This window comes from Fredinandcohnia quinoae, assembly GCF_022427965.1.
GTDB classification, from domain to species: domain Bacteria; phylum Bacillota; class Bacilli; order Bacillales; family Bacillaceae_L; genus Ferdinandcohnia; species Ferdinandcohnia quinoae.
Genome location: NZ_JAKTTI010000001.1, coordinates 193863 through 220512, shown reverse-complemented (window position 1 = coordinate 220512; position 26650 = coordinate 193863). Strand labels below are relative to the sequence as shown.

The following is a 26650-nucleotide window of genomic DNA, read 5'->3' as shown; positions in this document are numbered from 1 at the left end:
ACGGGAGGTAACAATGGAAACTGTTCGTGATGTAATGAGTACTGATGTAGAAAGTTGTACACCCCTTGATAATGTATATGAGGTTGCAGTTAAAATGAAAGAATTGAATGTAGGTGCTATTCCAATTATCGATGATGGAAATGAACAATTGATTGGAATGATAACTGATCGAGATTTAGTCGTACGTGGGATTGCAGAAAAAAGAGCTGGATCAAACCAAGTTACGAATGTTATGAGTGAAGAGCTAATTACTTGCTCACCTGAAATGTCTCTTGAGGAAGCATCTACGCTTATGGCTAAACACCAAATCCGACGATTACCTGTTGTTGAGAATGGTCAATTAATTGGGATTGTCTCACTAGGAGATTTAGCGACATATAAAATGTCAAACGAAAGTGCTGGAGAAGCCTTAAGTGAAATATCGGAAAAGAACTTTACACAGCACTAATAGAGAAAAGGACGCCTTCTTAGGTGTCTTTTTTAACGGATTAGAAAGTATAAACTTTTCTTATCCGAATATGTGCAACTAAGGCAATTCGCTAAAGGCTTGGCGAATGCCAAGTTTTCTAATGAATTTTCTTCATTAAAGAAGAATAAAACTAGCAATAATTAATATATATAGTAGAAATGAAAGTAGTTGGGGGAGGGGATTTCCTTAAAAGCGATAAAATTGATAGTCATTATTTTCTTATTGGTAATCATTTCCGGTATTTATATGTATTCTAGTAATCAAGGAAAATCAAAACTTACAAAAAGCATCACGAATACTCCTACAGTTATTGAAAAGAATGGAAAAGATACAAATCTCACTAGTCTAAAAGAAAATGAACATAAAATTCAAAAATATGAAGGTTTATATTCGTTTATTGGAATGAATCGTTCCGAAATTGAAGAAAAACTAGGAAAACCAAATAGAATTGATAAATCCTCCTATGATTATAGCTGGTGGGTGTATAATACTGACCTATCAAATTATATTCAAATTGGTATTGAAAATGATAGAGTAGTGACAGCATTTGGGATGGGGGATAAGGTAGCTGTTAATCCATTTCGTATAGGACAAGCCATTGAAGAAATTGAAAAACAAGGAATTATTAAACAAGTTGTCTCATTATCTCCAGAAAAAAATCTATATCGTTTTGAGCTAACTGAAGAAGAAATGGAAGCAAGACCCTTAGTTTCGATTGGTGAAGTCTATATTCAATTGTATGTTGATACATTTACAAACGAAATTTCGAGTATTCGTTTTATGGATGAAGAGACTTTAATAAAACAACTTCCATATGATATGGTCTATCGGGGAAAACTAGTCACTCCAAAAAAGTTAACAAACAATGAGTGGAGAGAGGTTGAGGTAGGGAATACAGCGCAAATATTAGATATTACGAATGCTATCAGAATAAGACATAATCTTGAACCTGTAGAATGGGATGTAAAAGTAGCAGAGGTGGCATATAATCATAGTAAGGATATGAGTACACAAGACTACTTTTCACATACCTCACCAACCTATGGTGGATTGGCAGATAGGCTTGCAAAAGGTGAGGTGATCTACCAATATGCAGGGGAAAATATTGCTGCAAAATATGTAGATGCAATAGCAGCTGTAGAAGGTTGGTTAAATAGTGAGGGTCACCGGGATACATTATTGAATGGGAAATTCAACCATTTAGGTGTCGGAGTATATGAAAAATACTATACTCAGAATTTTATTCAAAAATGGGAACAATAGAAGAAAAGTAATACTCAACTTTTGGAGAGTATTACTTTTCTTTGCTCTTTAGTATTATGTTTATCAATAATTTGATATTGAAGAAAATGAAAATATTCCTTCTCCCATTTTCCGGTACACTTAATATAGTCACCAATCTGAATAGTTGGTGGTATAAAGTTTTCTTTAATTGGAACGATCCGCTTTGCTTTAATAATAATGTTATTATTTCTTAATTGTAATTCAGTTACAAAAACAGATTTATGATAGTAAAATCTCTGTTTCTCTTCTGTTTTACTGATAACCCGGCCAGTAATAATCCCTTCTTTTTCAACATCCTCTAACTCCAGCCATTTTTGCTCATAGCTTTTATTTTCACGCTTTGATAAGAAATAAAAATATAAAATGATAATCGGAATGAGTATTGCGGTAACCATTCTATCACCCCAATTCGATTACTTCGAAAGTAATTCTTCCAAATTCCGGTTGATAATAAAAAAGCTAGCAGTAGCATGAGCGATTAATTTACCATCGTCACGAAATACTTTTCCTTCAGTAACACAAATTTTAGAACCTTTATGGATGAGGGTAGCAATACATCGTAATTCTTTTCCAATACCTGGTGCAACATAATTAATCTTCATTTCTGTCGTAACACAAGCCTTATCATCTGGTAATATATGATGGACTAGAGATCCCATTGCTGAATCAAGCAGGGTTGCTGTAATTCCACCATGAACAATTTGAAGTGCATTTTGAACAATTTCTGTATTTGGAATTGTCATTTCGTATGTTGTGTCATTGATAATATTTCGATGCGCTTGAAGCAATCCGCCTAAATATGAATTGTTCTGACAGGAATGCTTACGAATAACACCATCCATCACAAGCTCCATTACATGGAGTTCTTCTTCATTGGCCGAATTAATAAAAGTTTCTAATTTTTGCTTCATTCTATCTTTCATAGGTATTTCCCTTCTCGTCTCCATTTTTTGTATTCAAAATCCATTTTATCAACAGTTCCTCTATATTGGCAATTGAAAATGGGCGAACGTTAAGGGGATTCGTAGATAAAATATAGTAGGCGATTCGTAATAAAGAGGTGAGTTATTTGAAAAAGCAGGTGCATCCTTCGATTCAAGAGTTTAAAGAATTTGTAAAAAAACATCCTACCTTAGTTCAAGAGGTACGAAGTGGCAAAAAAAATTGGCAAGAGCTTTATGAGGACTGGTATTTGTTAGGGGAAGCTGATGAGAAATGGAAAATATATAAGGGAAGTAAAGAAACATCTTCACCAGAAGTGAAGGAAGATTTTATGGGGAGAATTTTCTCTACAATTAAAAACGTTAATATAAATGATGTTCAGGAGCAAATTTCAAATGTTGGGACAGCTATTTCAACCATACAAGATGTTATCCATCAGTTCCAAACCTTCAAAAAACCATCAAGTTCAAATTTAAATCAGGCACACAATCATCCATTTTCCTTCCGAAAGGATTAAAAGCTCTAGTAGAAGGGGGGAAAATGATGAGAAAAGAAACGTATACCTATATTGAAAATAACAAACAGCTGAGAAAATTCATTCGTGAAAATCCTATGTGGTACCGAAAGTTAACGAGAAACCCAACGGATATACAATTAATTGAACATGCATCTAAAGAATACTTTCAAAAAACATTTCCACATAGAATTCAACAATTTAACCATTCATTAGAATTAGCTTCATTTATGATTCAAATGTATCAAGGAATGAGGCAAAGTGACTAAGGAGCAATTTAATAATTGCTCCTACTTTATGCTTTATGAAGTGTTAAAGTAACTTAATAAGGTAAAACTAGTATTGAAAAGGAGTGATCATTTTGATAAAGAATTTCATTTTATACCTTCTATTCATTTCTATACTAGCTGGATGCACAAATGATAAACCCGTTCCGAAAGGTTTTATGGGAAAAAGTATTGAAACATTTGGGCTGTCGGTAACTCCTAATAATAATTTTCGAGTTTTTGACGTTTTACATAGTGTAAAAGGAAATAATGTCTATGTAGAGTGTGTCATTCCAAATTTCACATTTAAACAAAGTGGTGGGCCAAAAAAGGATGGGGAAGGACATATAGCTGTATATATCGATGGTAAAAAAGTAGATAAATTTTCAACTGCCGCTTTTATTATAAAGGGACTTTCAAATGGAGAACATCACTTGAAAATTCAAATCATTCATAATGACTTAACAGAATATCCGCTAAGTAAAATAATAGATATTGAAATTAAATAGATTGAAATCAAAAATGCATTATATCGCCATTATCGGAAAATCATGATATAGTTAAAATGGAGGTGTTGAAATTTGATTGCAACAACAATCGAGAAAATCGAAATTATTGAAGATGCTGAACAAATAGCATCGATGATATTACATTCTGATCTTGTTCAGGACTATCGAGACTGTTTATATAGATTACAAAATGATGAAGAGGCACAGAAATTAATTGCTAACTTTCTTAAAATGAAGGATAGATTTGAAGAGGTGCAGAGGTTCGGAAAATACCATCCAGATTTCCGAACAGTTACTAAGGAAACAAGAGAATTAAAAAGACAACTAGATATACACGATACAATTGCTGCATTTAAGAATTCAGAAGAGAAAATTCAGCAGTTATTGGATCAAATAAGTGTTCTAATTGGGGGAGCTGTCTCTCAATATATTAAGGTTCCGACAGGAAATCCTTATTTCGACTCCATTTCTAGTTGTGGTGGAGGCTGTGGAAGTGGAGGAAGTTGCGGTTGTAAGTAATATGTAGATCGTAAGCTTAATAAACAGTAAATGTTTTTTAATTCTGAACTTTACTAGTTTTCCCCTTTTTTAATATTGTGAAAAAATGACAAGTTATGCTAAACTATTGGTAACCGATTTTTTAAAGGAGAAAATACTATGTTCGGGAAGCGTCAAGGTATTATTGTTTGGGTACAATCATTAAAACATGCTAAATTTTTGCGTAAGTTTGGTAACATCCACTATGTTTCAAAAAAATTAAAATATGTTGTTATTTACAACGACATGGAAAATACAGAATCTATCATTGATAAGCTTAAAGCATTATCTTATGTCAAAAAAGTTGAACCTTCCTACAAGCCATTTTTAAAAATGGAATTTGAAAATAAACGACCAGATCGTGCTAAGGAATATGATTATAAAGTGGGATTATAATAATTAATTAAAGAGTCTATAAAAGGAATTTGTTTCTTTTACGACTCTTTTTTTATTTTTCTGTGAAAGAAAAAAACCCTGCAATCAAAACTTGCAGGGTCCTTCTAATCCATCTAAAATTTACGAGTAAATCTTTAGGTGGAAGAAGGCAAAGGGAGAGGAGAAACCGGAGGAAGAACTTATGGGGAAACGTAAGTCTTCTCCGCGGTTGGCAACAACATCCTCGAATGATGTTGTTATTACTAATTATGACCATTTGAAAATTGTGTATACATAAAGAGTTACTTTTTTGTTTATTGTTAATGATAAACATATCAAATTCAAATCTAGTCACTGATATTTGTTTATGTTAGGATAAAAATGGTTATCTTCAAAGGACTATAAATAAAAAATGTGGTGAAAGCATGAGAGTTGTTTCAGGTGTTAAAAAAGGACACCAATTGAAGGCAGTACCCGGGATGTCAACACGACCTACCACCGACAAAGTGAAAGAAGCTATATTTAATATGATTGGGCCATTTTTTAGTGGTGGGCAAGCATTGGATTTATTTGGTGGTAGTGGGGGATTAGGAATTGAAGCGCTTAGTAGGGGAATCGAGCATGTCATTTTTGTTGACCGAGATCCAAAAGCGATTCAAACGATCAAATTAAATCTTGAAATTTGTGATTTTACTTTGAACGGAGAAGTGTACAAGAATGAAGCAGGTAGGGCATTGAAAGCAATTGTAAAACGCGGTTTACAATTTGACTTAATTTTTTTGGATCCACCTTATAAACAACAGAAATTAAATCAGCTTATAAAGGAAATTAGTGAAAAAAATCTTTTGAAAAAAGGTGGATATATTATTGCGGAACATGGTTCTGAGATAGTATTAGATGGGACGATTGATTCATTAACTCAAGTAAAATACGAAAAATATGGCATAATTGCCGTGTCAATATACTGTTAACAGAAGAAAGTAGGGGGGATAAAAATGACTAGAATTGCTGTATGTCCCGGTAGTTTTGATCCTGTAACAAATGGTCATCTTGATATCATAAAAAGAGGAGCAAAGGTGTTTGACAAGATTTTTGTAGTTGTTTTAAATAATTCTTCGAAAAATCCATTATTTTCTGTTGAGGAACGTATTGAATTATTAAAAGAAGTAACGAAAGATTTGAATAACATTGAGGTTGAGTCCTTTCAGGGATTATTGATGGATTATGCAAGTCAAAAAAATGCAAATGCAATTCTCCGAGGTTTGCGAGCAGTTTCGGATTTCGAGTATGAAATGCAAATAACATCAATGAATAGGATCCTAAATGAAAAAATTGAAACGTTTTTTATGATGACAAATAATCAGTATTCATTTTTAAGTTCAAGTATTGTTAAGGAAGCTGCGAAATATCATGGGAATATATCTGATCTTGTCCCAAAATCAGTAGAAGAAGCCTTAATTAAAAAATTCTCTAGCCCCCTTTAAACTCGGGGGCTAATTATTTTTTTTACATAATAAATAATATAAATTGTTAATGATAGGATGGTAAATGGTGGACCATATTGTATTAAACCATTCCATAATACTTCAATCCAAGTTGGAGAATGCTCCTGAAGAAATACAGTAATGATTTGTCCTGTTTTCTGAGTTTTTGGAAGACTTTCATATAAAGGCTTCCATAGTATAAAGGACAGAACGGCAGCAAGAAAACCATGTAAAATTCTTGCAAAAAAGAAAGGTTTGAACCGAATATCAGTCTCTGCTAGAATACTCGCTACCTGTGCTTGGACTGAAAAGCCGCAGAAGCCAAGAATAAAGCTAGTAATGATTACTTGATAGATTAAATCCATATCTTCAACCTGACTCGTTAACATTGAACCTGTTGTTATTTCAAATAAACCGGATATTAATGGGATACTTAATTCAGCTGGTATTTGGAAAGTTTTTAATAGTAAGGACAGTACTGATGCAACTAATGAAGTAACATTTACTAGAGTTAATAACTTATTGAAAACAGAAAATAAAATGATAAATCCGCCAATCATTAGTAGTGTTTGGATGGAAGAGGTAACAGCATCCCCTAATAATTGTCCGAAAGGTCTTTTTTCTTTTAGACGCGTTCGATGTAATTCTATAAATGCTTGGATTAGATATGGCTTTCTTTCGCCAGTTTTGATTGAAGTAGTTTTCTCTTTTCCACCATGGAATCTCATAATTAGTCCAACGCAGAAATTACCAAGATAATGGGATATTGCAAGCAGTATCCCCAGTCTGGGGTTTTCAAAGAAACCTACTGAGATTGCTGCAAAAATAAATAATGGATTTGAAGCATTCGTAAAAGAAACCAGTCTTTCCGCCTCGATTGCTGAAATTTGCTCCTCTTGTCTTAGTCTAGCTGTTAATTTTGCTCCTGCTGGAAAACCAGAGGCCATACCCATGGCCCAAGCGAATCCACCTACACCAGGTACTCTGAATAATGGTCGCATGAGTGGTTCAAATAGAACACCAATAAATTTAACGACACCAAATCCAATTAATAATTCAGAAATAATTAGAAATGGTAATAGCGATGGAAAAACGATCTTCCACCACATTTCTAGACCGATTCTGGATGCTTCCAGTGATTCTTTCGGAAAATATATAAGAGCAATCGTAAGAATTGAAATACTTGACGCTATCAACAAGGTCATAAGTCTTGAACGTGTCAATGGGTATGCCTCCTATGGTTAATCTTCTCTTCTATACAGTGAGTAGCAGTAAATGATAGAATAAGAGAGCCCACTTTTTTAAATTTTTCACTTTTTATACATGGTTGTACACTCTAATCTAAATATACGTGTATAGGTAGCAACTTTAGACCATAAGATTGTACAAGATAATTTTTCATATACTGACATATGTTTGTATGTATGAATAGCAGTGGAAAATAGGTGGGGGTTGATAGATGTGAACGAGCCTATATTAGGATTGGCACTTGGTGCTGGTGGTGCAAGAGGATTTGCCCACCTTGGTGTTATAAAAGTGTTATTAGAAGAAAATATTCCGATTAATCTTATTGCTGGTAGCAGCATGGGGGCATTAGTGGCAAGCTTTTATGGGGCTGGACTCAATATAAATAGGTTATACAAGCTGGCATCTGCTTTTAAAAGAAAGTATTACTTAGACTTTACTGTACCGAAAATGGGTTTTATATCTGGAAAACGTGTAAAGGAACTAATCAGGCTCTTTACACACGGAAAAACCATTGAGCAGCTGGATATTCCAATAGCTATTGTCGCTACTGATTTATTAACAGGAGAAAAAGTAATCTTTAAGGAAGGCTCGATTTCTGATGCAGTAAGAGCGAGTATATCAATTCCAGGGATATTTGTTCCGGAAAAAATTGATGGCCGTATTTTAGTAGATGGTGGTGTAATTGATCGAGTACCTGTTTCTGTTGTTAAAGAAATGGGAGCTGATATTGTGATTGCTGTAGATGTTTCACATGTGAAGATAAATGAGGAAATTTCTTCGATTTTTGATGTTATTTTACAAAGTATTGATATTATGCAACGGGAACTCGTAAAAGAAGGTGAACTTACTTCAGATATTATGATCCACCCACATGTTGCGCAGTATAGTTCGCGTGCATTTACAAACATTGAAGATATTATCCGAAAGGGTGAAGAGGAGACGAAAAAACAAATTCCAATCATCCAGGAAAGAATTGCAAAGTGGAAGGAGTCCGCATGTAATGAAAAAAAGGAGAAGTAAATATTTTATAATCACTTTATTAATAATTTTAATTTTACTTGTTTTAGGAACCTTTATAAAACTGCCTTACTATGTTACAAAGCCCGGTCTTGCCCAGGAGCTTGAACCAATTATTGATGTTGAGAATGGCTATGAAGTAGAAGGGAAATTTATGCTTACTACAATACGAATGGGTCAAGCAAATATATTTTCGTATGGATGGGCAAAATTGAATAAGTATTATGAAATTTATCCAATTAATCAAATAAGAAAAGACAATGAGAGTGATGAAGAATATAATAATCGTCAATTATATTATATGGAGGATTCACAGGAATCTGCGATAACAGTCGCATATAAATATGCGAATAAGCCTGTCAGTACTAAGAATCATGGAATTTATGTTATGCAGGTTGTTAAGGGGATGCCAGCAGCGGATGATTTGAAACCAGGTGATCGGGTATTTCAAGTAGATGGAATAGAAATAAAAGACCAGAATGAATTTATCGAATATGTAGGGAATAAAAAGGAAAATGAAAAAATAACATTAACCTTTGAACGAGAAGGGAAAGAACAGTCTGTAACCATCCCAATTGTACCATTTCCTGATATACCTGATAAGATTGGGATTGGAATCACCTTAATAACTGATAAAGAAGTGATATCCGATCCGAAAGTTACTATTGATACAGAAAAAATTGGTGGTCCTTCAGCAGGTTTAATGTTTACAATTGAAATATATAACCAACTTATCAAAGAGGATCTTACACATGGTTTAAATATTGCGGGTACTGGTACGATCAATAGCGATGGAATTGTTGGTCCGATTGGAGGAATATCTCAAAAGATAGTTGCTGCTGATAATTCAAATGTTGATATTTTCTTTGCGCCAAACGAAAATGGAAAACCTAATTCAGATTATGAACAAGCATTAGAAACGGCAAAGGATATAAAATCAGATATGAAGATCATTCCAGTGGATACATTTGAAGAAGCAATTAAATATTTGGAGTCATTATCAGATAAAAAATAAGAAAGAAACAGCCAGGAATAAATCTGGCTGTTTTTCTATTGGATAAAAAAATTATTTTTTTCGTTATACCTAATCGGTGGTGTTGAATATTCATCATGAAGCAGCTTGGACCGTAATGGTTCCGGGAAAATTGATAAATATGCTTGTGTTGCTTTCGAGTCAAGATGAAGTAAATCATCTTTATGGGCTGATAACTTTGAAATAATTGGCAAGTCTACTTTCTTTTTAATTAGATTCAAGTATTTCTGTCCCTTTTGTGACATTCCTAATAATCTTATATAGCTAGCAGACTTATTTTCTTTGATGTTTAGCATTTCATTTTTGGTGGTATGTGTTAGGACATGAAGACAAAGTCTTTGGAGTCTTGTCCATGTATACCGCTTTGTTTTAATCCGTTCTATAAAGTCTTTAAAAGAAGTTGAGACCTTAATAGTTGAGAGCAGTCTATTTTCTATTCCTTCTTCAACCTCATATATGAGGGCAAGTTCAGCAGGATTTGAAGTAAGTAATCTGTATTTAAACAAGCCGAAATAGTCCTCCCATTGATGAAATTGCTTATACTCATCATAATAAGCAGTCAAAAGGGATAGAGTAGTTTCTGGTAAGAAGTTTTTGATTTCATCTAGATTACCTTTAGTTGAAAATAAAGCTTTTCTAATACTTGTTGCACTTGCTATCGAAGTATGAGTAAAAACCTCATCATGATATTCAGCAGAAGTACGTTTAATCGTAGTAGCTATCAATTTACTTTTCTGCTCAATAATTGCTTTAACATAATGATACCCTAAAATATTATTAGGTTTTGATAAATCTAAGTATTTTTCATCGTTTGAAAGAGAAAGATATGCTAGAGAGGCTGCTTTTGGATAGCTATTTCCCTCTTTAATTGCTTCTTTAAGATATTTGTCAAAAGTCTCTTGGTGTTTTTTCATAAAGTCAACCGTCATAATAAATTCATTGATGGTACCATGTTCACTCCCAAAGCAAACTTCATCACAGTGTAAGGCATTAAGTAATGAGATTGCTCCATTTGCAAAGGTTTCAGCTTTTTGCGTTGCAAAAGCATAGGGAAGCTCTATCACAATGTCTATTCCTGCTTCTAATGCCATTTTTGTACGTGACCATTTTGAAACTAATGCAGGTTCGCCACGTTGTAGGAAATTTCCGCTCATTATCGCAACTACACAATCAGCATTTGTTTTCTTTCTAGTCTCATCAATGTGATATTTGTGACCATTATGGAAAGGATTATATTCAACTATAACACCAACCGATTTCATTTTTTCACCCTTTATAATTTTATTTTCTTTGAAAAAGCTGATATAGTAATAAAGAATACACTCATTATAGTGTAAAGAAAAAATATTGACAAATGTAATCTTGAAAGCTATAATTACCTTTGTTGCCTTGAGGTGATTTCACATGAAATGGTCAATTAATCAATTAAATCAGTTGGTTCATAGAGGCCTTACTATTGATGAAATTGTAGATGTAAGTGATTTAAAAGAGCTAGATAAAACGATTAGAGATATCAAACCAGTCCATGTTTCAGGGCGTGGTGATCTCAGCTCAACAAAAGCAACATTTCATTTAACGATTTCTGGAACAATGATTTTGCCTTGCTCTCGGACATTGGTTGACGTGAATTATCCGTTTGAGATTCAAACAACTGAAACCTTTTTACTTAGACAGACATCTGATTTTGATCTAGAATCTGATGAAGATGTTCATCAAGTTCGAGGAGAAATGATAGACTTATTTCCTGCAATCAAGGAAAATATTCTTCTTGAAATACCTATTCAAATTTTTTGTGATCATTCGAACTCAGAAGATGCCGCACCACAATCCGGGAAAGACTGGGAAGTTATCTCCGAGGATGATAAAAAGAACAAGATTGACCCCCGATTAGCTGGATTGGCAAAATTCTTTGAAGACGAATAAATCCATCTTAACCATTTTTTAAGGAGGTGGGAATAATGGCTGTACCTTTCAGAAGAACATCTAAAACTGCAAAGAGAAAACGTCGTACACATTTCAAATTACAAGTGCCAGGTATGGTAGAGTGCCCAAACTGTGGTGAAATGAAATTAGCACACCGCGTATGTAAAGCGTGTGGTACTTACAAAGGAAAAGAAGTAGTTAACAATTAATTGATGTTGTTAACACATAAAAAAGCGTGACATTAACTAAGTTGATGTTGCGCTTTTTTGTATGAAAATTGAAATGAAAGGAGATGTTGTAATGGAGAAATTTTTAGTTAGTAGGGATAAGAATGGACTTGTGTGGTTTACCATTAATCGACCTGAAAAAAGAAATGCAATAGATTATGATGTTATGGATGGGTTAGCAAAGATAATAAATTATGTCGAAGAAAATGACTCAGACAAAATTCTTATTATTACGGGAGCGGGGAATAAGGCATTTTGTTCCGGTGGGGATTTGAATGCATTTCATAGCCTCTTAACACAGGAAGATGCCTATAAAATGCTATCTAAAATGGGTGGAATTTTATATAAGCTTTTAACTTTATCAAAACCAACCGTTGCATTATTGAATGGAGTTGCGATTGGCGGAGGTTGTGAACTAGCAACAGCATGTGATTATCGACTCGGATCAACGGATGGTAGTGTTGGATTTGTCCAAGGTCGTATGGGAATTACAACCGGCTGGGGTGGTGCGACGATGTTATTAGAAAAAATGCCCTATGAAAATGCATTACAGATGCTAATGTCAGCCGAAGTCTTTTCAGCAATTGATGGATATAAAAAAGGTTTTATACATAAGGTTATCGGACCGGATAACTTACTTGGGGAATGTGAACAATTCATATCCAAGCAGATTATCCATAACATTAACGTGTTAACGGCATATAAAAATGTTGCAATTCGTAAATGGCAGGAATCAAATATTAAGGCACGAATGTTTGAAGAAATCGAGACTTGCTCGCATCTTTGGGCAACAAAAGAACATCATACTGCAGTGAAAGAATTTCTCGAAACTAAAATATAACTGTAATGATAAAAAAATCTCGCTAGAATGTGTATAGTCTATCTTTTCTACTACTCGCATATGAATAGAAAAAAAGGAGTATAGGAGGGAAAGGTATGACGACAACACGTCAAGATGCTTGGACACAGGACGAAGATCTACTTCTCGCTGAAGTTGTATTACGACACATCAGGGAAGGTGGTACACAACTAGGAGCTTTTGAAGAAGTTGGTAGAAGATTAACCCGTACAGCAGCTGCCTGTGGTTTTAGGTGGAATTCATTTGTTCGAAAACAATATAAATCAGGAATTGAGCTAGCGAAAAAACAGCGTAAGGATTTAAAGAAACAGGTTAATACTGAGATAGCACAGAATATTCAACCAGAAGTAGAGGTTGAAGCAGTGGAAATAAATACATCATTAAGTTTACGCGAAATAATTAGCTTACTTCAAGAATATGAAAAGACGGAAAGTGATTTACATGAAATTATTAAAGAAAATAAACTTCTTAAAAAACAACTAGAACATCTCCAAGAGCATATTCAGAAGCTCTCCTCTGAAAAGATAACACTAGAAAACAATATCCAGTTAATTGAAGAAGACTATAAAGCATTAATTGAAATTATGGAACGTGCCAGAAAAATGGTCGTTCTCCAAGAAGATGAAAGAAGTAAAAAGGTTAAGTTTCAAATGGATCGAAATGGAAACCTTGAGCGAATCGAGAATAAGTAACTAAAAACAGCTGACCATATGGGTTCAGCTGTTTCAACTTTGATAATTAGGTTATTCACTTTCCAACTGCTGTACTCCCTGTGGAAACCAAAGTAATGGGTTTTCGCCAAGGTCACGCTGCATATTATATTCAGCTGGGATAAAGCCCATTCTTTCCCAAAACTCTGAGGATTTAACCCTTGGATTTGTTTTAATAGGCATATTAAAACTTTTTGCATAATCTACTAATGCTTGACCATAACCTTTTCTTTGATAGTTGGGTAGAACTTCTAGTTTCCATAATTCTAGATAATCTTGTGCCGGATCGAAATATTTATTAAAATTTTTGTCAAGCTTATATAAACTCATACGTGCAACTAGTTTATCGCCGAAATATATTCCATAGAATGGTGAATCACTATCGTTTTCAATTATATTTGTCTCTAAATCCTCAAGCATTGATAACTCCTGAAGTCCATATTCCTTAAACATTTTAAATTCCTCAAGAGTTTTATAATTTACTACTAATGGTTCAACTTTTGGTGTGTACATTTATTTTCCCCCTTGTATGTTAATTAATCATCGAAAATAATTTTAATGTATACATATTATTATATAACAAAAATACAAAAAATTCTGCGAAAAAAGTAGAAAGCGTTTTCAAAATTTTGCAGGAATTTGTTTCCCTTTGTAGAAATAGTTATAGTTGGATGTATTTGTAGGTGGTTTGAAGGAGGGTATTGAATTTTGAGAAAAGTTTTAATTGCTAATAGGGGTGAAATTGCGTCTAGAATCATAAAAACATGTCATTCACTTGGAATTGAAACAGTAGCAGTATATTCAGATGCAGATAAAGATTTACCTTATGTCAAACATGCTTCAAAATCATATAGAATTGGTGAACCACCCGTCATGAAATCTTATCTTCAAGTAAATAAGATATTAGAAGTTGCTATTCAAGAAAAGGTTGATGCAATTCATCCAGGATATGGTTTTTTATCAGAAAATAGCGATTTTGCTAAAGCTGTTGAAAATCATAAAATTATATTTATTGGTCCCAATCCAGATATCATATCGCTTATGGGAGATAAGGTGAAGGCAAGGAAAACAATGATAGATGCTGGTGTTCCAGTTGTTCCAGGAAGTCAGAATGGGATTCCATCTATTGATGAAGCTTGTGAACTTGCAGAGAGAATCGGTTACCCTGTTATGCTTAAGGCAAGTGGTGGCGGTGGGGGAATCGGGATGCAATGTTGTTATAACGAAGATGATTTGCAGAAGGCATTTCAATCCACAAAGGCACGAGCGAAAATGTATTTTGGAAATGATGATGTATTTATCGAAAAGTACATTTCAAATGCAAGGCATATAGAGGTACAAATATTTGGAGATATGGAAGGTAATATAGTCCATCTATACGAAAGGGACTGTTCGATTCAAAGGCGTAATCAAAAAGTAATTGAAGAGACACCTTCCCCTTTCATTTCAACTAAAACACGAGATAAAATTTGTGAAGCTGCAAAAAGGGCAGCGCAATTTGTTAATTATACGAATGCTGGAACGATTGAGTTTATTGTGGATGAGGAAGAGAATTTTTATTTTTTAGAGATGAATACTCGTCTCCAGGTTGAGCATCCAATTACTGAAATGACAACAAATATTGATTTGGTTAAATGGCAGCTTTTAGTGGCAAGAGGAGAACGATTACCTTTAAAACAAGATGAAATAAATGCAACTGGCCACGCAATAGAATTTCGTTTATATGCGGAAGACCCAGTTTCATTTTTACCATCCCCTGGGAAAATCGAAAAGTTTTCATATTGTGATGAGAACCAATATGTACGCATAGATAGTGGGTATGAGGAAGGTTCAACTGTGACTCCTTTTTATGATCCGATGATTGCAAAAATAATTGTTAAGGGTAAGACTCGTAATGAGTCAATACAATTATCCAAGCAATTTTTAAATGAATTTGAAGTGAAAGGTATTAAAACAAATATCCCATTATTTCTTAAAACGCTTAATGATGAATCTTTCTTAAGAGGAGATTATTCAACAGGCTTTTTAGCTAATAAATAATTATATATTTTTAATAATCTAGGAGGCAAGCAAACATGAATGAAATCACAGCTTCAATGGCAGGTACTGTATTAAATGTAATCGCTTCAATTGGTCAAGAAGTGTCTCGAGGTCAAGTGGTTGTTGTGCTTGAGTCAATGAAGATGGAAATTCCAATCGAAAGTCATATTGAGGGGAAGGTTGCAGAAATTAAAATTTCGATTGGGGACTTTGTAAATGAAGATGATGTGTTATTAGTTTTAGAATAGATGACTTATTGAAGAGAGGAGGGCGAGTATGCTTCAAATCGAGGATTTAGAACGAAAACTTAGAGGGAAAAACGAAGTGATTGAAGCTGGTGGACATGACAAGTATCATCAAAAACTTAAAGAGCAAAATAAAATGTTTGTAAGAGATAGATTGAAACTTCTTTTTGATAATGGACAATATAAGGAGGATGGGAAATTTGCAAATAATTTAGCTGGTGACTTACCGGCTGACGGTGTCGTAACAGCAATTGGAGAGGTAAATGGCCAAAAAGTTTGTGTAATGGCAAATGACTCTACAGTGAAAGCTGGATCATGGGGAGCTAGAACAGTAGAGAAGATTATTCGTATCCAGGAAACTGCAGAAAAATTACAAGTTCCCCTTCTTTACTTAGTCGACTCTGCCGGGGCAAGGATTACCGACCAACTTGAAATGTTTCCAAACCGACGGGGAGCGGGACGAATTTTCTATAATCAAGTGAAGCTTTCTGGAATGATTCCACAAGTATGTATATTATTCGGGCCATCAGCAGCTGGTGGTGCTTATATACCTGCTTTTTGTGATGTTGTAATTATGGTTGAAAAAAATGCCTCCATGTACTTAGGATCGCCCCGAATGGCTGAGAAGGTTATCGGAGAAAAGGTAACGCTGGAGGAGATGGGTGGAGCTAGGATGCACTGTACTGTTAGTGGTGTTGGTGATGTACTAGCGGCAAATGAAGAAGATGCGATTGAAAGTGCACGAGCATATTTACGCTTCTTCCCAGCGAATTATCAACAACGTCCGAAAGTTCTGGAAGGGATCATGCCTGCAAAAGGTAGAGAATTAACTGACATCATCCCGGTGAATCAAAATGCTCCTTTTGATATGTATGAAGGGATAGATGCATTGATTGATGAAGGAAGTTTTTTTGAAATTAAAAAGCTGTTTGCACCTGAAATTATTACAGGACTTGCACGTATGAATGGTCGTCCAGTTGGTATAATTGCAAATCAGCCAAAAGTAAAGGGTGGAGTTTTATTTGTTGATTCAGCAGATAAGGCAGCAAAATTCATTACATTATGTGATGCCTTTCATATTCCTTTACTATTCCTAGCAGATATCCCAGGGTTCATGATTGGAACTAAAGTTGAAAGAGCCGGAATCATTCGTCATGGTGCTAAGCTTATAGCGGCAATGAGCTCAGCAACTGTTCCGAAAATATCTGTTATTGTTCGTAAAGCATACGGTGCTGGATTGTATGCAATGGCAGGTCCTGCATTTGAACCGGATTATTGTGTAGCTCTCCCTACTGCCCAAATTGCAGTAATGGGACCCGAAGCGGCTGTTAACGCTGTTTACTCAAATAAAATTAATGAAATCGATGATCCAAAAGAACGAATAGCATATGTTCAGCAAAAACAACAAGAATATAAAGAGAGTATAGATATTTATAAATTAGCTTCAGAAATGATTGTTGATGATATTGTATCAGCATCAGAACTTAGGGATGTTCTAATCGATAGATTAGAAATCTATGAATCTAAAACACTAACTTTTAGTCAAAGAAAACATCCGGTTTATCCAGTCTGAAAAATTGTACCAATAACTAATATAGTTATTGGTTTTTGTCATTTCTTGCTACCAATTATCGTTTGTTTTGGTAAAATAGAAGTAGTAAAAATGACGGGGTTGGGACTATGAGAGTTGGAATACTTGGTGGGGGTTCAATCGGATTACTATTTGCAGCTTATTTAGCAAATACAAATGATGTGACAGTATATACGAGAACGGAAAGACAAGCTTCTCTATTAAATAAGAACGGTGTAACACTACTAGAAAATGATTCCTCAAATACATATAAAATAAATGCGACGTTCAGGTCGCAGCTAATAAATAATGAGGAGATATTGATAATAGCGTTAAAGCAATACGACCTTCAACATGTGATGTCGATTTTTGTAGATGTAGACAAGGTTTCAACGATTATTTTTCTTCAAAATGGAATGGATCATATAGAATACATTGAACAATTGAAAAATAAAAATCTGTTACTCGGAGTTGTTGAACACGGTGCGTTGAAAGTGGATGAAACTACAGTAATTCACACTGGAGTAGGTATCACAAAATATGGGGTCTACCGTGGTAATATAAATGCAATTACATTACTAGATAAACATGGGACGTTTTCGAAGAATTTCCCACTTCTTATTGAAGAGAACTGGCTAGAAATGTTATCAGCAAAATTAGTGGTAAATGCTGTAATAAACCCATTAACGGCATTGTTTAAAGTGGAAAATGGGCAACTTCTACTTAATCAGTATTTTTATCGAATCATGCATACGTTGTTTCAAGAAATTATTACTGTTATTCATATATCTAACGAGAAAAAAATGTGGATGCAGGTCGAAGGAATATGTAAAAAAACGTCTAGTAATCGTTCTTCAATGCTTAAGGATATTGAAGAAGAGCGGAAGACAGAAATAGATGCAATACTAGGCTATATTTTAAGACAAGCGGAAAATAAAAATAAAAGTTTACCGTTAACATCTTTTTTATTTGAAGCAATTAAAGGGATTGAAGAGAGGGGGAGCAAGTAAAAATGGTAAATTTATTAGCAGGCTTCACGGCAACAATTGTTACAATACCATTAATTGGATTTGTAATGATATATTTCATTTCTAAAGTGTGGTTAAAGGATAATCGGAAATCATTATTTATTTCAGTTGATATTACGACAGTTTTATTTATTATCGCAGTTCATTTCCTCTTACTGATTATTTTTGGTAAAAGTTTCTTTTGGCTAATATTCACTGTACTTGTGCTCTCCGTTCTTTCTTTTGGCTATTTAAATTGGAGAATGAGCCATAAAATTGATACTTTCAGGATTTTGAAGGGATTCTGGAGATTTACATTTTTGTTGTTTTTCTTGGCTTATTTTATTCTGTTTATATCTGGACTACTACAAAGAATTTTCTCTGTGACACTTAATTAAGTAGAATTGATAAATTATGAAATTTCCACAATCATAAGCGTCTTTTTTTTGTTTCTAATTGAATCGTGCTATACTCATCTAGGGTACATTCTGGATGAAGAAAGGAAGAACGAAATTTATGGAGGTTATGGATCTCTTTCTCCCCTCAACAAATACATTAGTAAATGATTATTTGACAAATAAAATTGATACATACAATTACTTCGATTATGATATTCATTCTCCACTTGTGTATGAGGTGAGAAAAAAAGATGTATTGTCTCGAACATTTCCACGTGAAAGACTTGTACAACATTTATTGAATTTTAATCGAAAATATAATAGTCATGAACAAACAATTAAAAATATTTATAAACTGTCAGACCCAAATAGTGTTGTTGTAGTAGGTGGACAGCAGGCAGGTGTATTAACAGGACCTTTATATACAATCCATAAAATAATATCAATTATTAAGCTTGCGAGACAACAAGAAGAGTTATTAAACATACCTGTTATTCCAGTATTCTGGATCGCGGGTGAAGATCATGATTTTGCAGAAATTAATCATTTATTTGTAAACGATGGCAATCATATAAGAAAAAAAATACTCCCACAACAGCAACATTCAAAATCGATGGTAACTTCGATAGAAATTGACAAGAAGTTATGTGAAGATTGGTTGAAAGAGGTATTTGAAACATATGGGGAAACAGATAATACAAATGAAATCATTCAACTACTTCTTTTACAACTTGAAAAATCAACTACCTATGTAGACTTTTTTATGCAAATCATTAGTACGCTTTTCGGAGATACAGGTATAGTAATGGTCGATTCTGGTTCTGTCGAACTTAGGGAAATTGAGTCAGACTTCTTGGTTGAAATCATTGAGAAAAATAGGGGAATTCATGATGCAGTTTTACACCAGCAGGAAATACTACAATCAGCTAATTATTCCAAAAGCATCGAGATGAATGAGAACTCTGCTAATCTTTTTTACCAAGTAGGATCGGATAGAGTCCTGTTGGAGTATTATCCTGAGCATGATATTTTTCGCGGCAAGAATAATGAGTGTATATTATGTAGTGAAGAATTGATTGAGTTTGCTAAAACTCATCCAGGATCAATTAGTAATAATGTTATTACCCGGCCATTGATGCAAGAATTATTATTTCCAACACTGGCCTTTATTTCTGGTCCAGGAGAGGTTTCCTACTGGGCTGAGCTCAAACAAGCATTTACAGTGATGGGCATGAAAATGCCTCCTGTTGTACCAAGGTTAATGATGACTATTATCGAAAGGTCGATAGAATCAAATATTGTTGATATCGGTTTATCAATTTCAGATGCGATAAATGGAAAAGTAATGAGTGCAAAAAATGCTTGGATTGCGAAGCATACATCCAATTTTGATGATGTAATGATTCAAGCAAAACAAGAGGCTGAAAATATTCATAAGCGCGTTAGGAATGCTGCACTTGAAATTGATAAAAGTTTGTTGGACCTTCTTTTGAAAAATGCAGAAAATTTTCAAACACAGCTTGAATTTGTTAATCATACTGTTAGTAAACGGGTATTACTTCAAAATGAGGTAGAAATGAAAAAATTCGAGCGAATCGAATATTCGCTTAAACCTTTAGGATCCCCTCAAGAGAGGATATGGAATATATTTTATTATTTAAATAAATATGGATTAGACTTCACTTCTAATCTAGTGGAGCTACCATTTGAATTTAACGGAAAACATAAGATTATTAAGGTATAGTTTCTTATTGTAAAGAAAAGTTGCACGATTAAAAATCCTACATTTTGTAGGATTTTTTTTTATTTGGAGGAATATTATAAAATATTGTGGTGGAAAGTGGGGGGATGTGGTAATATAAGTACAGAAAGTGGGGACGTATAGTATGTTCATGGGAGAATACCATCATAATATTGATAGCAAAGGTCGAATGATCGTTCCTGCAAAATTTAGGGATGACTTAGGTGAGTTATTTGTTTTAACTAGAGGCTTAGATCAATGTTTGTTTGGTTACCCACTATCTGAATGGAAAATACTAGAGGAAAAACTAAAAACACTCCCACTTACAAAAAAAGATGCACGAGCTTTTACAAGATTTTTCTTTTCTGGAGCTATTGAATGTGAATTAGATAAGCAAGGAAGAATAAATATCGCCACACCTCTCCTTTCATATGCCGCTCTTGAAAAAGAATGCGTCGTCATTGGTGTTTCTAACCGGATTGAGATTTGGAGTAAATCGAAATGGGAGGAATACTTTTCTGCTTCTGAAGATTCTTTTTCAGATATAGCTGAAAATATGATTGGATTTGATATATAATTATCTTCTTTAGTGAAAAATAGAATTTAATGAGTAGGAAGATATGAGGTGCAATGAATGTTTCAACACACAACAGTGCTATTACACGAAGCAGCAGATGGATTAAATATTAAGCCCGACGGCATCTACGTAGATTGTACACTTGGAGGTGCTGGCCACAGTTCCTACATAGCTTCAAAGCTATCAGAACGTGGAAAGCTATTCGCATTTGATCAAGATGATGTAGCGATCGACAACGCGAAGAATAAGCTTTCTCAATTTGGAGATATTGTCACGATTATTAAAAGTAATTTTACGAATATCACTGAAAAGTTGCATGAATATGGGGTTACGGAAGTTGATGGAATTTTATTTGATTTAGGAGTTTCATCACCACAATTGGATACACCTGAAAGAGGTTTCAGCTATCATTATGATGCACCATTAGATATGAGAATGGATCAAAATGCTTCTTTTTCTGCTTACGATATTGTTAACGATTGGTCATACGAACAAATGGTGAAAATATTTTTTCAATACGGTGAAGAGAAATTTTCAAAACAAATAGCTAGGAAAATTGAAGCAGCTCGAGTGAAGAAGCCAATTGAGACTACGAGTGAGTTGGTTGAACTTATAAAGGATGGGATTCCTGCTGCTGCAAGAAGAACTGGTGGACATCCGGCAAAACGTATTTTTCAGGCAATTCGAATTGCTGTTAATGATGAATTAAAAGTATTTGAAAATGCAATCAACCAATCAATAGATTTGCTTAATAAAGAGGGAAGAGTATGCGTTATAACATTTCATTCCCTAGAGGACCGAATTTGTAAAGTAACCTTTAAAAAAGCAAGTGAAGGTCCACCATTGCCTCCTGGTTTACCGATGATACCGGAAGGCTACGAACCGAAATTAAAATTAATTACAAGAAAGCCGATATTACCTTCAGAGGATGAATTGATTGCGAATAATCGAGCAAGATCTGCTAAATTACGTATTGCAGAGAAACGTTAACAAATCATGATTTTTTATAAGGAGGGATACATGTGAGTAACTTAGCATATAAGGTTAGGCAGAATGAACAATATCAACCTGAACAAACACCAAAAACAAAAGTTATTATTAAAAGAAAATCCCGTTTTACATTAGGAGAAAAATGTTTGGGTGTATTATTTTCGATTGGTCTATTAATTGGATCGATTGCAATTATTTCAAACCAGGTAACGATATACAAAACGAATATTGAAATGCAACAAATTGAATCAGCAATTGGAACACAAACGAAATTAAATAGTGACTTGCATGTACAAGTTCAAGAGTTAAGTCAGTATGAAAGATTGTGGAAAAAAGCAAGAGAACTTGGCCTCTTTTTAAATGAAAATAACGTAAAAGTTGTACAAGGTAAGTAGTATGAAGACGAAAAATAACAATATCAACAGAGGAGCAGCAATTATTAGTGTCGTATTTGCCTTGCTCTTTTTTACATTGATTATGAGATTTGTTCAAATTCAAGGATCCGGAAAAGCAGATGGTGTTGTACTTGCCGTCATTGCTGAGGAAAAATATACGAAGCAACGTATGATTGATGCAAAAAGAGGGACAATCTTCGACCGAAATGGCAAGATAGTTGCTGAAGATACAGCTGCATATACGGTTGTAGCTGTTCTAGATAAAGAGTTAACACATGTTGAAGATCCAGAAGGTACGGCACAGAAGCTTGCGCCTTTGTTAAATATGAAGGTAGACGATATGTTGAAGATTTTAACCAGGAAAAAAAATTCAAACGGTCGAGAAATAAAGCAAGTTGAGTTTGGTCCAAACGGTCGAAATATAAATTTTGAATTAAAAGAGAAAATTGAAGCATTAAAATTGCCGGGAATTGGTTTCAGAAGAGAGCTGAAGCGTTATTATCCAAACGGTACCTTTGCATCTCATTTAATTGGATATGCACAGAAAGTCCAAAAGGACGATGAAGGCAATGAGAATGTTACTGTAGGAATGATGGGTGTTGAAAAAGGCTTAGATAAGTATTTGCATGAAACTGATGGTAAGATGAAATATCTTAGTGACCGCAAAGGTTATAAGTTACCGGATGCAAACGAACAAATTGTACCACCGGATAATGGTGATGATGTCTATTTAACAATCGATCAAACGATTCAAACATTTTTAGAAGATGCCATGAATAATGCAGTGAAAGAATATGAACCTGAGAAAATTATTGGATTAGTTGCTAATCCAAAAACTGGTGAAATATTAGCGATGGGTTCAAGGCCGAGCTTTGATCCGAATAAAAGAAATATTACTAACTATCTTAACGATGCAATTTACCCGTTTGAACCTGGTTCAACTATGAAAATATTCACCCTTGCAGCTGCAATTGAAGAGGGTGTTTATAAAGGTAATGCACAATTTACATCTGGTAAATATGAAGCTGGTGGAAGAACCATCCGCGACCATAATTATTCAGGGTGGGGAACGATTACTTATGATGATGGTGTTCTTAAATCATCAAATGTTGGGTTTGCAAAAATAGCAAATGAACAATTAGGAACTGATCGATTATTACAATACATAAGTCGCTTTGGTTTAGATCGTCCAACTGGTATTGATATTGATGGGGAAGTTCAAAATACAATAAATTTTAAATATAAGAGTGACCAAGTTTCAACTGCTTTTGGTCAAGCGTCATCAGTTACACCAATTCAACAAATTCAAGCTGCCACTGCAATTGCTAATGGTGGGGTTATGATGAAACCCTTTATAATTGATAAAATTGTTGACCCTGAAACGAATAAAACGATACAAGATCACAAACCTGAGATATCAGGAAATCCTGTTTCAGCTGAAACTGCTGACAAAGTACTTGATCTGCTCGAAAGGGTAGTAAACGAGGGTACAGGAAAATATTATGATATTGATGGGTATCAAGTTGCTGGTAAAACTGGTACTGCTGAAATTGCTAGCCCTGAAGGGGGATATTTACATGGTCGAGGGAATTACTTTTATTCCTTCATGGGGATGGCTCCCAAAGATGACCCTAAGCTAATTGTCTATATTGCGGTTAAAAAGCCAAATTTAAAAGATACAGAAATAGGTCCAGAACCAGTAGCTTCTATTTTTAATCCAGTTATGAAAAATAGTTTACAATATTTGAATATCCAACCGACAGAAAAGAAAGAAAGTCCAGATAATGTTACTGGTCATACATTAAAACTCGATGATTTACTTAATAAAAAACCAGGAGAAGCAAAGGAAGTCCTGCAATCCAAACAACTACAAGCTATTATTGTAGGGAAAGGCAAAAAAATAACTGATCAAAGTCCAAAGCCTGGAGAGAATGTTGTTCAAGGTCAAAAGGTATTTCTAATGACAGATGGAGAACAATTTCTACCTAATGTAATAGGTTGGTCCCTTAGGGATGTTATGAGATTATCTGATCTATTACAGCTAAAACTTTCCTTTGAAGGTAATGGTTTTGTTGTTGAACAAAAAGTTCCACCTAACTCGATTGTTAAGAAAGGTGATCACTTTTCGATAAAACTTGAACCTCCGAAAGCACAGTTAAAAACAGAAGAGAAAAAGGAATCAGAGAATGATACGAAAGAGGATTAACGGAACTGGAAAATAACCAGTTCTTTTTTTAATCTAAATACAACGCATCAAATGTTCTAATAAATATTGTACAAGCATATATTTAGACGAGCCTAGATTAAAGGAGGTTCCTAAAATATGCGGGTCTCAAATGTTACAGTGCGGAAAAGATTGTTAACCGTTTTATTAATTGGTTTTTTATTATTTCTAATTATTGATGTCAGGTTAGGTTATGTTCAGTTCATACTCGGTGAAAAGCTTACTGGCTTGGCCAAGAACTCATGGAGTCGAGATATTCCGTTTGAACCAGAGCGTGGAAAAATCCTTGACAGAAATGGTGTTGAATTGGCTACGAATAAGAGTGCACCAACCGTCCTAATTGTCCCTAGACAAATAGAGGATCCGGCGGATGCTGCGGAAAAATTAGCAGCAGTTTTAAATATGTCGAAAGAGAAGGCATATAAAAAAATAACTGAAAATGAATCAAAGGTATATATCAATCCAGAAGGCAGGAAAATCAGTCATGAAAAGGCAAATGAAGTTCGTGCACTAGGAATTAAAGGGGTTTATATTGCAGAGGATTCAATCCGTCATTATCCTTATGGCAATTATCTATCACATGTACTAGGCTTTGCAGGAATTGATAATCAAGGTCTTACTGGCTTAGAGAAATATTATGATGAAAAATTAAAGGGAGAAAAGGGTAGTGTCCAATTTTATTCAGATGCGAAGGGAAAAAGAATGCCTAATATAGCTGATGACTATGATCCACCTGAGGATGGGCTGGATTTACGCTTAACAATTGATTCTTATATACAGACAATCGTTGAACGTGTTCTTGACAATGCAAATGCACAATACAACCCAGATGCATTAGTCGCAATTGCTATGAATCCTAAAACTGGTGAAATATTAGCAATGTCGAGTAGGCCGGATTTTGATCCGGCAAATTTCAGAAACGTGCCTCAGGAAGTTTACAATCGAAATTTACCAGTCTGGAGCACATATGAACCGGGATCAACATTTAAGATTATTACTCTTGCTGCAGCTCTAGAAGAAGGAAAGGTAGATTTAGAGAACGAACATTTTACCGACCCAGGTTTTGTAAAAGTCGGGGGAGCAACTTTGAAATGTTGGAAGAGGGGTGGACATGGACAACAAACGTTTCTTGAAGTTGTCCAAAACTCATGTAACCCGGGGTTCGTAGAGTTGGGTGACCGCTTAGGGAAAAATACATTATTTAAATATATTAAGGATTTCGGCTTCGGACAGAAGACTGGCATTGATTTACAAGGTGAAGGTTCGGGAATTTTATTTAAGCTTGAAAATGTTGGACCTGTCGAACAAGCAACAACAGCGTTCGGACAAGGTGTCTCTGTTACTCCTATTCAACAAGTTGCTGCTGTTGCCGCTGCAGTTAATGGAGGGATATTATATACGCCATATATTGCAAAGGAATGGATTGATCCAATTACTGGTGATATTGTAAGTAAAAGAACGCCAGAAGCAAAAAGACGTGTTATATCGGAAGAAACATCAAAAAAAGTTAGATATGCACTTGAGAGTGTTGTCGCTCAAGGTACAGGAGGAAATGCTTTTGTTGATGGCTACAGGGTTGGAGGTAAGACTGGTACTGCACAGAAATCCAAAAAAGGTGGGGGCTATCTACAAAACAATCATATCGTGTCCTTTATCGGTTTTGCACCTGCGGATGATCCGCAAATTGTCGTGTATGTTGCTGTCGATAATCCAAAGGGTGTTGTTCAATTTGGTGGAACGGTCGCAGCACCGCTTGTAGGAGAAATCATTGGTGATAGCTTAAGGGCAATGGGCGTAGAAAAGAGAGAAAATCAAATTGATAAGAAAATGAAATTATGGACTGATATAAAAATGATTGACGTTCCTAATGTAGTTGGCTTAACAAAAAAAGAAATACAGCAACAATTATTCAATATGAAATTAGAAGTAAGTGGAGATGGCAATGTTATCATTGACCAAGCTCCAAATGCAGGGGAACGGATAAAAGAAGGCTCCACATTGCGTATTTATTTAGGAGAAGAAGGAGAAGAAGGGAAATCAAATAAAAAAAGTGGAGACTAGTAGCC

The 26650-nt window shown here is 34.6% G+C and carries 31 protein-coding genes; 26 read left to right on the top strand and 5 right to left on the bottom strand.

What is annotated here, in order from left to right:
- Positions 1-13: 13 nt before the first annotated feature.
- Together MJG50_RS01110 and MJG50_RS01105 are read left to right on the top strand one after the other, a co-directional pair.
- Complete coding sequence (locus MJG50_RS01110; RefSeq protein WP_240252013.1) at positions 14-448, top strand: CBS domain-containing protein; 435 nt, start codon at positions 14-16, stop codon at positions 446-448.
- A 222-nt stretch (positions 449-670) separates the two neighbouring features.
- Positions 671-1732, top strand: coding sequence for a CAP domain-containing protein (locus MJG50_RS01105; protein ID WP_240252011.1), 1062 nt, complete (start codon positions 671-673; stop codon positions 1730-1732).
- Positions 1733-1746: 14 nt separating this feature from the next.
- On the opposite strand, the gene MJG50_RS01100 is transcribed toward MJG50_RS01105, so the two are convergent.
- Positions 1747-2148: a hypothetical protein gene (locus tag MJG50_RS01100; RefSeq protein ID WP_240252009.1), complete on the bottom strand. Its 402-nt coding sequence runs from the start codon at positions 2146-2148 to the stop codon at positions 1747-1749.
- Positions 2149-2166: 18 nt separating this feature from the next.
- Complete coding sequence (locus MJG50_RS01095) at positions 2167-2676, bottom strand: PaaI family thioesterase (protein ID WP_240252007.1); 510 nt, start codon at positions 2674-2676, stop codon at positions 2167-2169.
- A gap of 146 nt (positions 2677-2822) precedes the next feature.
- On the opposite strand from MJG50_RS01095, the gene ylbD reads away from it, so the two are divergent.
- From ylbD to coaD, 7 genes are all read left to right on the top strand, one after another.
- A complete protein-coding gene (gene ylbD, locus MJG50_RS01090; RefSeq protein ID WP_240252005.1) occupies positions 2823-3212 on the top strand; it encodes a YlbD family protein in 390 nt (129 codons plus the stop codon).
- 26 nt (positions 3213-3238) lie between these two features.
- On the top strand, positions 3239-3478 hold the full coding sequence (locus MJG50_RS01085) for a YlbE-like family protein (RefSeq protein ID WP_240252003.1): 240 nt from the start codon (positions 3239-3241) through the stop codon (positions 3476-3478).
- A 92-nt stretch (positions 3479-3570) separates the two neighbouring features.
- Positions 3571-3984, top strand: a complete 414-nt coding sequence (locus tag MJG50_RS01080) for a hypothetical protein (RefSeq protein WP_240252001.1) — start codon at positions 3571-3573, stop codon at positions 3982-3984.
- A gap of 75 nt (positions 3985-4059) precedes the next feature.
- Positions 4060-4503: a YlbF/YmcA family competence regulator gene (locus MJG50_RS01075; protein ID WP_240252318.1), complete on the top strand. Its 444-nt coding sequence runs from the start codon at positions 4060-4062 to the stop codon at positions 4501-4503.
- Between the two features lie 138 nt (positions 4504-4641).
- Complete coding sequence (locus MJG50_RS01070; protein WP_240251999.1) at positions 4642-4917, top strand: YlbG family protein; 276 nt, start codon at positions 4642-4644, stop codon at positions 4915-4917.
- 404 nt (positions 4918-5321) lie between these two features.
- Positions 5322-5867 carry a 16S rRNA (guanine(966)-N(2))-methyltransferase RsmD gene (gene rsmD / locus MJG50_RS01065; RefSeq protein ID WP_240251997.1) on the top strand — a complete coding sequence of 182 codons (546 nt, stop codon included), beginning with the start codon at positions 5322-5324 and terminating at the stop codon, positions 5865-5867.
- 24 nt (positions 5868-5891) lie between these two features.
- On the top strand, positions 5892-6380 hold the full coding sequence (coaD, locus tag MJG50_RS01060; protein ID WP_240251995.1) for a pantetheine-phosphate adenylyltransferase: 489 nt from the start codon (positions 5892-5894) through the stop codon (positions 6378-6380).
- Here coaD and ylbJ read toward each other — a convergent pair.
- Positions 6377-7603 (bottom strand): sporulation integral membrane protein YlbJ, encoded by a 1227-nt coding sequence (gene ylbJ / locus MJG50_RS01055; RefSeq protein WP_240251993.1) that lies wholly within the window; start codon positions 7601-7603, stop codon positions 6377-6379. The genes coaD and ylbJ overlap by 4 nt on opposite strands.
- Positions 7604-7841: 238 nt before the next feature.
- Between ylbJ and MJG50_RS01050 the strand changes: the two genes are divergently transcribed.
- Positions 7842-8648 (top strand): patatin-like phospholipase family protein, encoded by an 807-nt coding sequence (locus MJG50_RS01050; RefSeq protein WP_240251991.1) that lies wholly within the window; start codon positions 7842-7844, stop codon positions 8646-8648.
- Positions 8629-9660, top strand: coding sequence for a SepM family pheromone-processing serine protease (locus MJG50_RS01045; protein ID WP_240251989.1), 1032 nt, complete (start codon positions 8629-8631; stop codon positions 9658-9660). The genes MJG50_RS01050 and MJG50_RS01045 overlap by 20 nt, the downstream gene beginning before the upstream one ends.
- A gap of 35 nt (positions 9661-9695) precedes the next feature.
- Here MJG50_RS01045 and MJG50_RS01040 read toward each other — a convergent pair whose 3' ends face one another.
- Entirely contained in the window at positions 9696-10940 is a 1245-nt protein-coding gene (locus MJG50_RS01040; RefSeq protein WP_240251987.1) for a nucleotidyltransferase, read from the bottom strand.
- Positions 10941-11082: 142 nt separating this feature from the next.
- On the opposite strand from MJG50_RS01040, the gene MJG50_RS01035 reads away from it, so the two are divergent.
- The 4 genes from MJG50_RS01035 to MJG50_RS01020 all read left to right on the top strand — a co-directional run bounded on the left by MJG50_RS01035 (position 11083) and on the right by MJG50_RS01020 (position 13379).
- Positions 11083-11601: a YceD family protein gene (locus MJG50_RS01035; protein WP_240251985.1), complete on the top strand. Its 519-nt coding sequence runs from the start codon at positions 11083-11085 to the stop codon at positions 11599-11601.
- A gap of 35 nt (positions 11602-11636) precedes the next feature.
- Positions 11637-11810 carry a 50S ribosomal protein L32 gene (gene rpmF, locus MJG50_RS01030; RefSeq protein WP_003348855.1) on the top strand — a complete coding sequence of 58 codons (174 nt, stop codon included), beginning with the start codon at positions 11637-11639 and terminating at the stop codon, positions 11808-11810.
- A gap of 91 nt (positions 11811-11901) precedes the next feature.
- On the top strand, positions 11902-12669 hold the full coding sequence (locus tag MJG50_RS01025) for an enoyl-CoA hydratase/isomerase family protein (RefSeq protein WP_240251983.1): 768 nt from the start codon (positions 11902-11904) through the stop codon (positions 12667-12669).
- A 95-nt stretch (positions 12670-12764) separates the two neighbouring features.
- The gene (locus MJG50_RS01020; protein ID WP_240251981.1) at positions 12765-13379 is read left to right on the top strand and encodes an RsfA family transcriptional regulator; all 615 of its coding nucleotides are present in this window, start codon (positions 12765-12767) and stop codon (positions 13377-13379) included.
- A 51-nt stretch (positions 13380-13430) separates the two neighbouring features.
- Here the strand turns inward: MJG50_RS01020 and MJG50_RS01015 are convergent, their stop codons facing one another.
- Entirely contained in the window at positions 13431-13910 is a 480-nt protein-coding gene (locus tag MJG50_RS01015) for an N-acetyltransferase (protein WP_240251979.1), read from the bottom strand.
- A 195-nt stretch (positions 13911-14105) separates the two neighbouring features.
- On the opposite strand from MJG50_RS01015, the gene MJG50_RS01010 reads away from it, so the two are divergent.
- The 11 genes from MJG50_RS01010 (at position 14106) to MJG50_RS00960 (ending at position 26645) form a co-directional block, all read left to right on the top strand.
- Positions 14106-15437, top strand: a complete 1332-nt coding sequence (locus MJG50_RS01010) for an acetyl-CoA carboxylase biotin carboxylase subunit (RefSeq protein ID WP_240251977.1) — start codon at positions 14106-14108, stop codon at positions 15435-15437.
- Positions 15438-15472: 35 nt separating this feature from the next.
- Positions 15473-15685 (top strand): biotin/lipoyl-containing protein, encoded by a 213-nt coding sequence (locus MJG50_RS01005; RefSeq protein WP_240251976.1) that lies wholly within the window; start codon positions 15473-15475, stop codon positions 15683-15685.
- 28 nt (positions 15686-15713) lie between these two features.
- Entirely contained in the window at positions 15714-17255 is a 1542-nt protein-coding gene (locus MJG50_RS01000; RefSeq protein WP_240251974.1) for an acyl-CoA carboxylase subunit beta, read from the top strand.
- A gap of 107 nt (positions 17256-17362) precedes the next feature.
- Positions 17363-18262 (top strand): 2-dehydropantoate 2-reductase, encoded by a 900-nt coding sequence (locus tag MJG50_RS00995; protein ID WP_240251972.1) that lies wholly within the window; start codon positions 17363-17365, stop codon positions 18260-18262.
- Positions 18263-18264: 2 nt separating this feature from the next.
- Positions 18265-18657 (top strand): DUF3397 domain-containing protein, encoded by a 393-nt coding sequence (locus MJG50_RS00990; RefSeq protein ID WP_240251970.1) that lies wholly within the window; start codon positions 18265-18267, stop codon positions 18655-18657.
- A gap of 94 nt (positions 18658-18751) precedes the next feature.
- The gene (bshC, locus tag MJG50_RS00985) at positions 18752-20401 is read left to right on the top strand and encodes a bacillithiol biosynthesis cysteine-adding enzyme BshC (protein WP_240251968.1); all 1650 of its coding nucleotides are present in this window, start codon (positions 18752-18754) and stop codon (positions 20399-20401) included.
- Positions 20402-20543: 142 nt separating this feature from the next.
- Entirely contained in the window at positions 20544-20975 is a 432-nt protein-coding gene (mraZ, locus tag MJG50_RS00980) for a division/cell wall cluster transcriptional repressor MraZ (RefSeq protein ID WP_240252317.1), read from the top strand.
- A 57-nt stretch (positions 20976-21032) separates the two neighbouring features.
- Positions 21033-21965: a 16S rRNA (cytosine(1402)-N(4))-methyltransferase RsmH gene (gene rsmH / locus MJG50_RS00975; RefSeq protein WP_240251966.1), complete on the top strand. Its 933-nt coding sequence runs from the start codon at positions 21033-21035 to the stop codon at positions 21963-21965.
- 32 nt (positions 21966-21997) lie between these two features.
- A complete protein-coding gene (ftsL, locus tag MJG50_RS00970; RefSeq protein ID WP_240251964.1) occupies positions 21998-22360 on the top strand; it encodes a cell division protein FtsL in 363 nt (120 codons plus the stop codon).
- A 1-nt stretch (position 22361) separates the two neighbouring features.
- The gene (locus MJG50_RS00965; protein ID WP_431307247.1) at positions 22362-24566 is read left to right on the top strand and encodes a penicillin-binding protein; all 2205 of its coding nucleotides are present in this window, start codon (positions 22362-22364) and stop codon (positions 24564-24566) included.
- Positions 24567-24683: 117 nt separating this feature from the next.
- Positions 24684-26645, top strand: a complete 1962-nt coding sequence (locus tag MJG50_RS00960; RefSeq protein ID WP_240251960.1) for a stage V sporulation protein D — start codon at positions 24684-24686, stop codon at positions 26643-26645.
- Positions 26646-26650 lie beyond the last annotated feature (5 nt).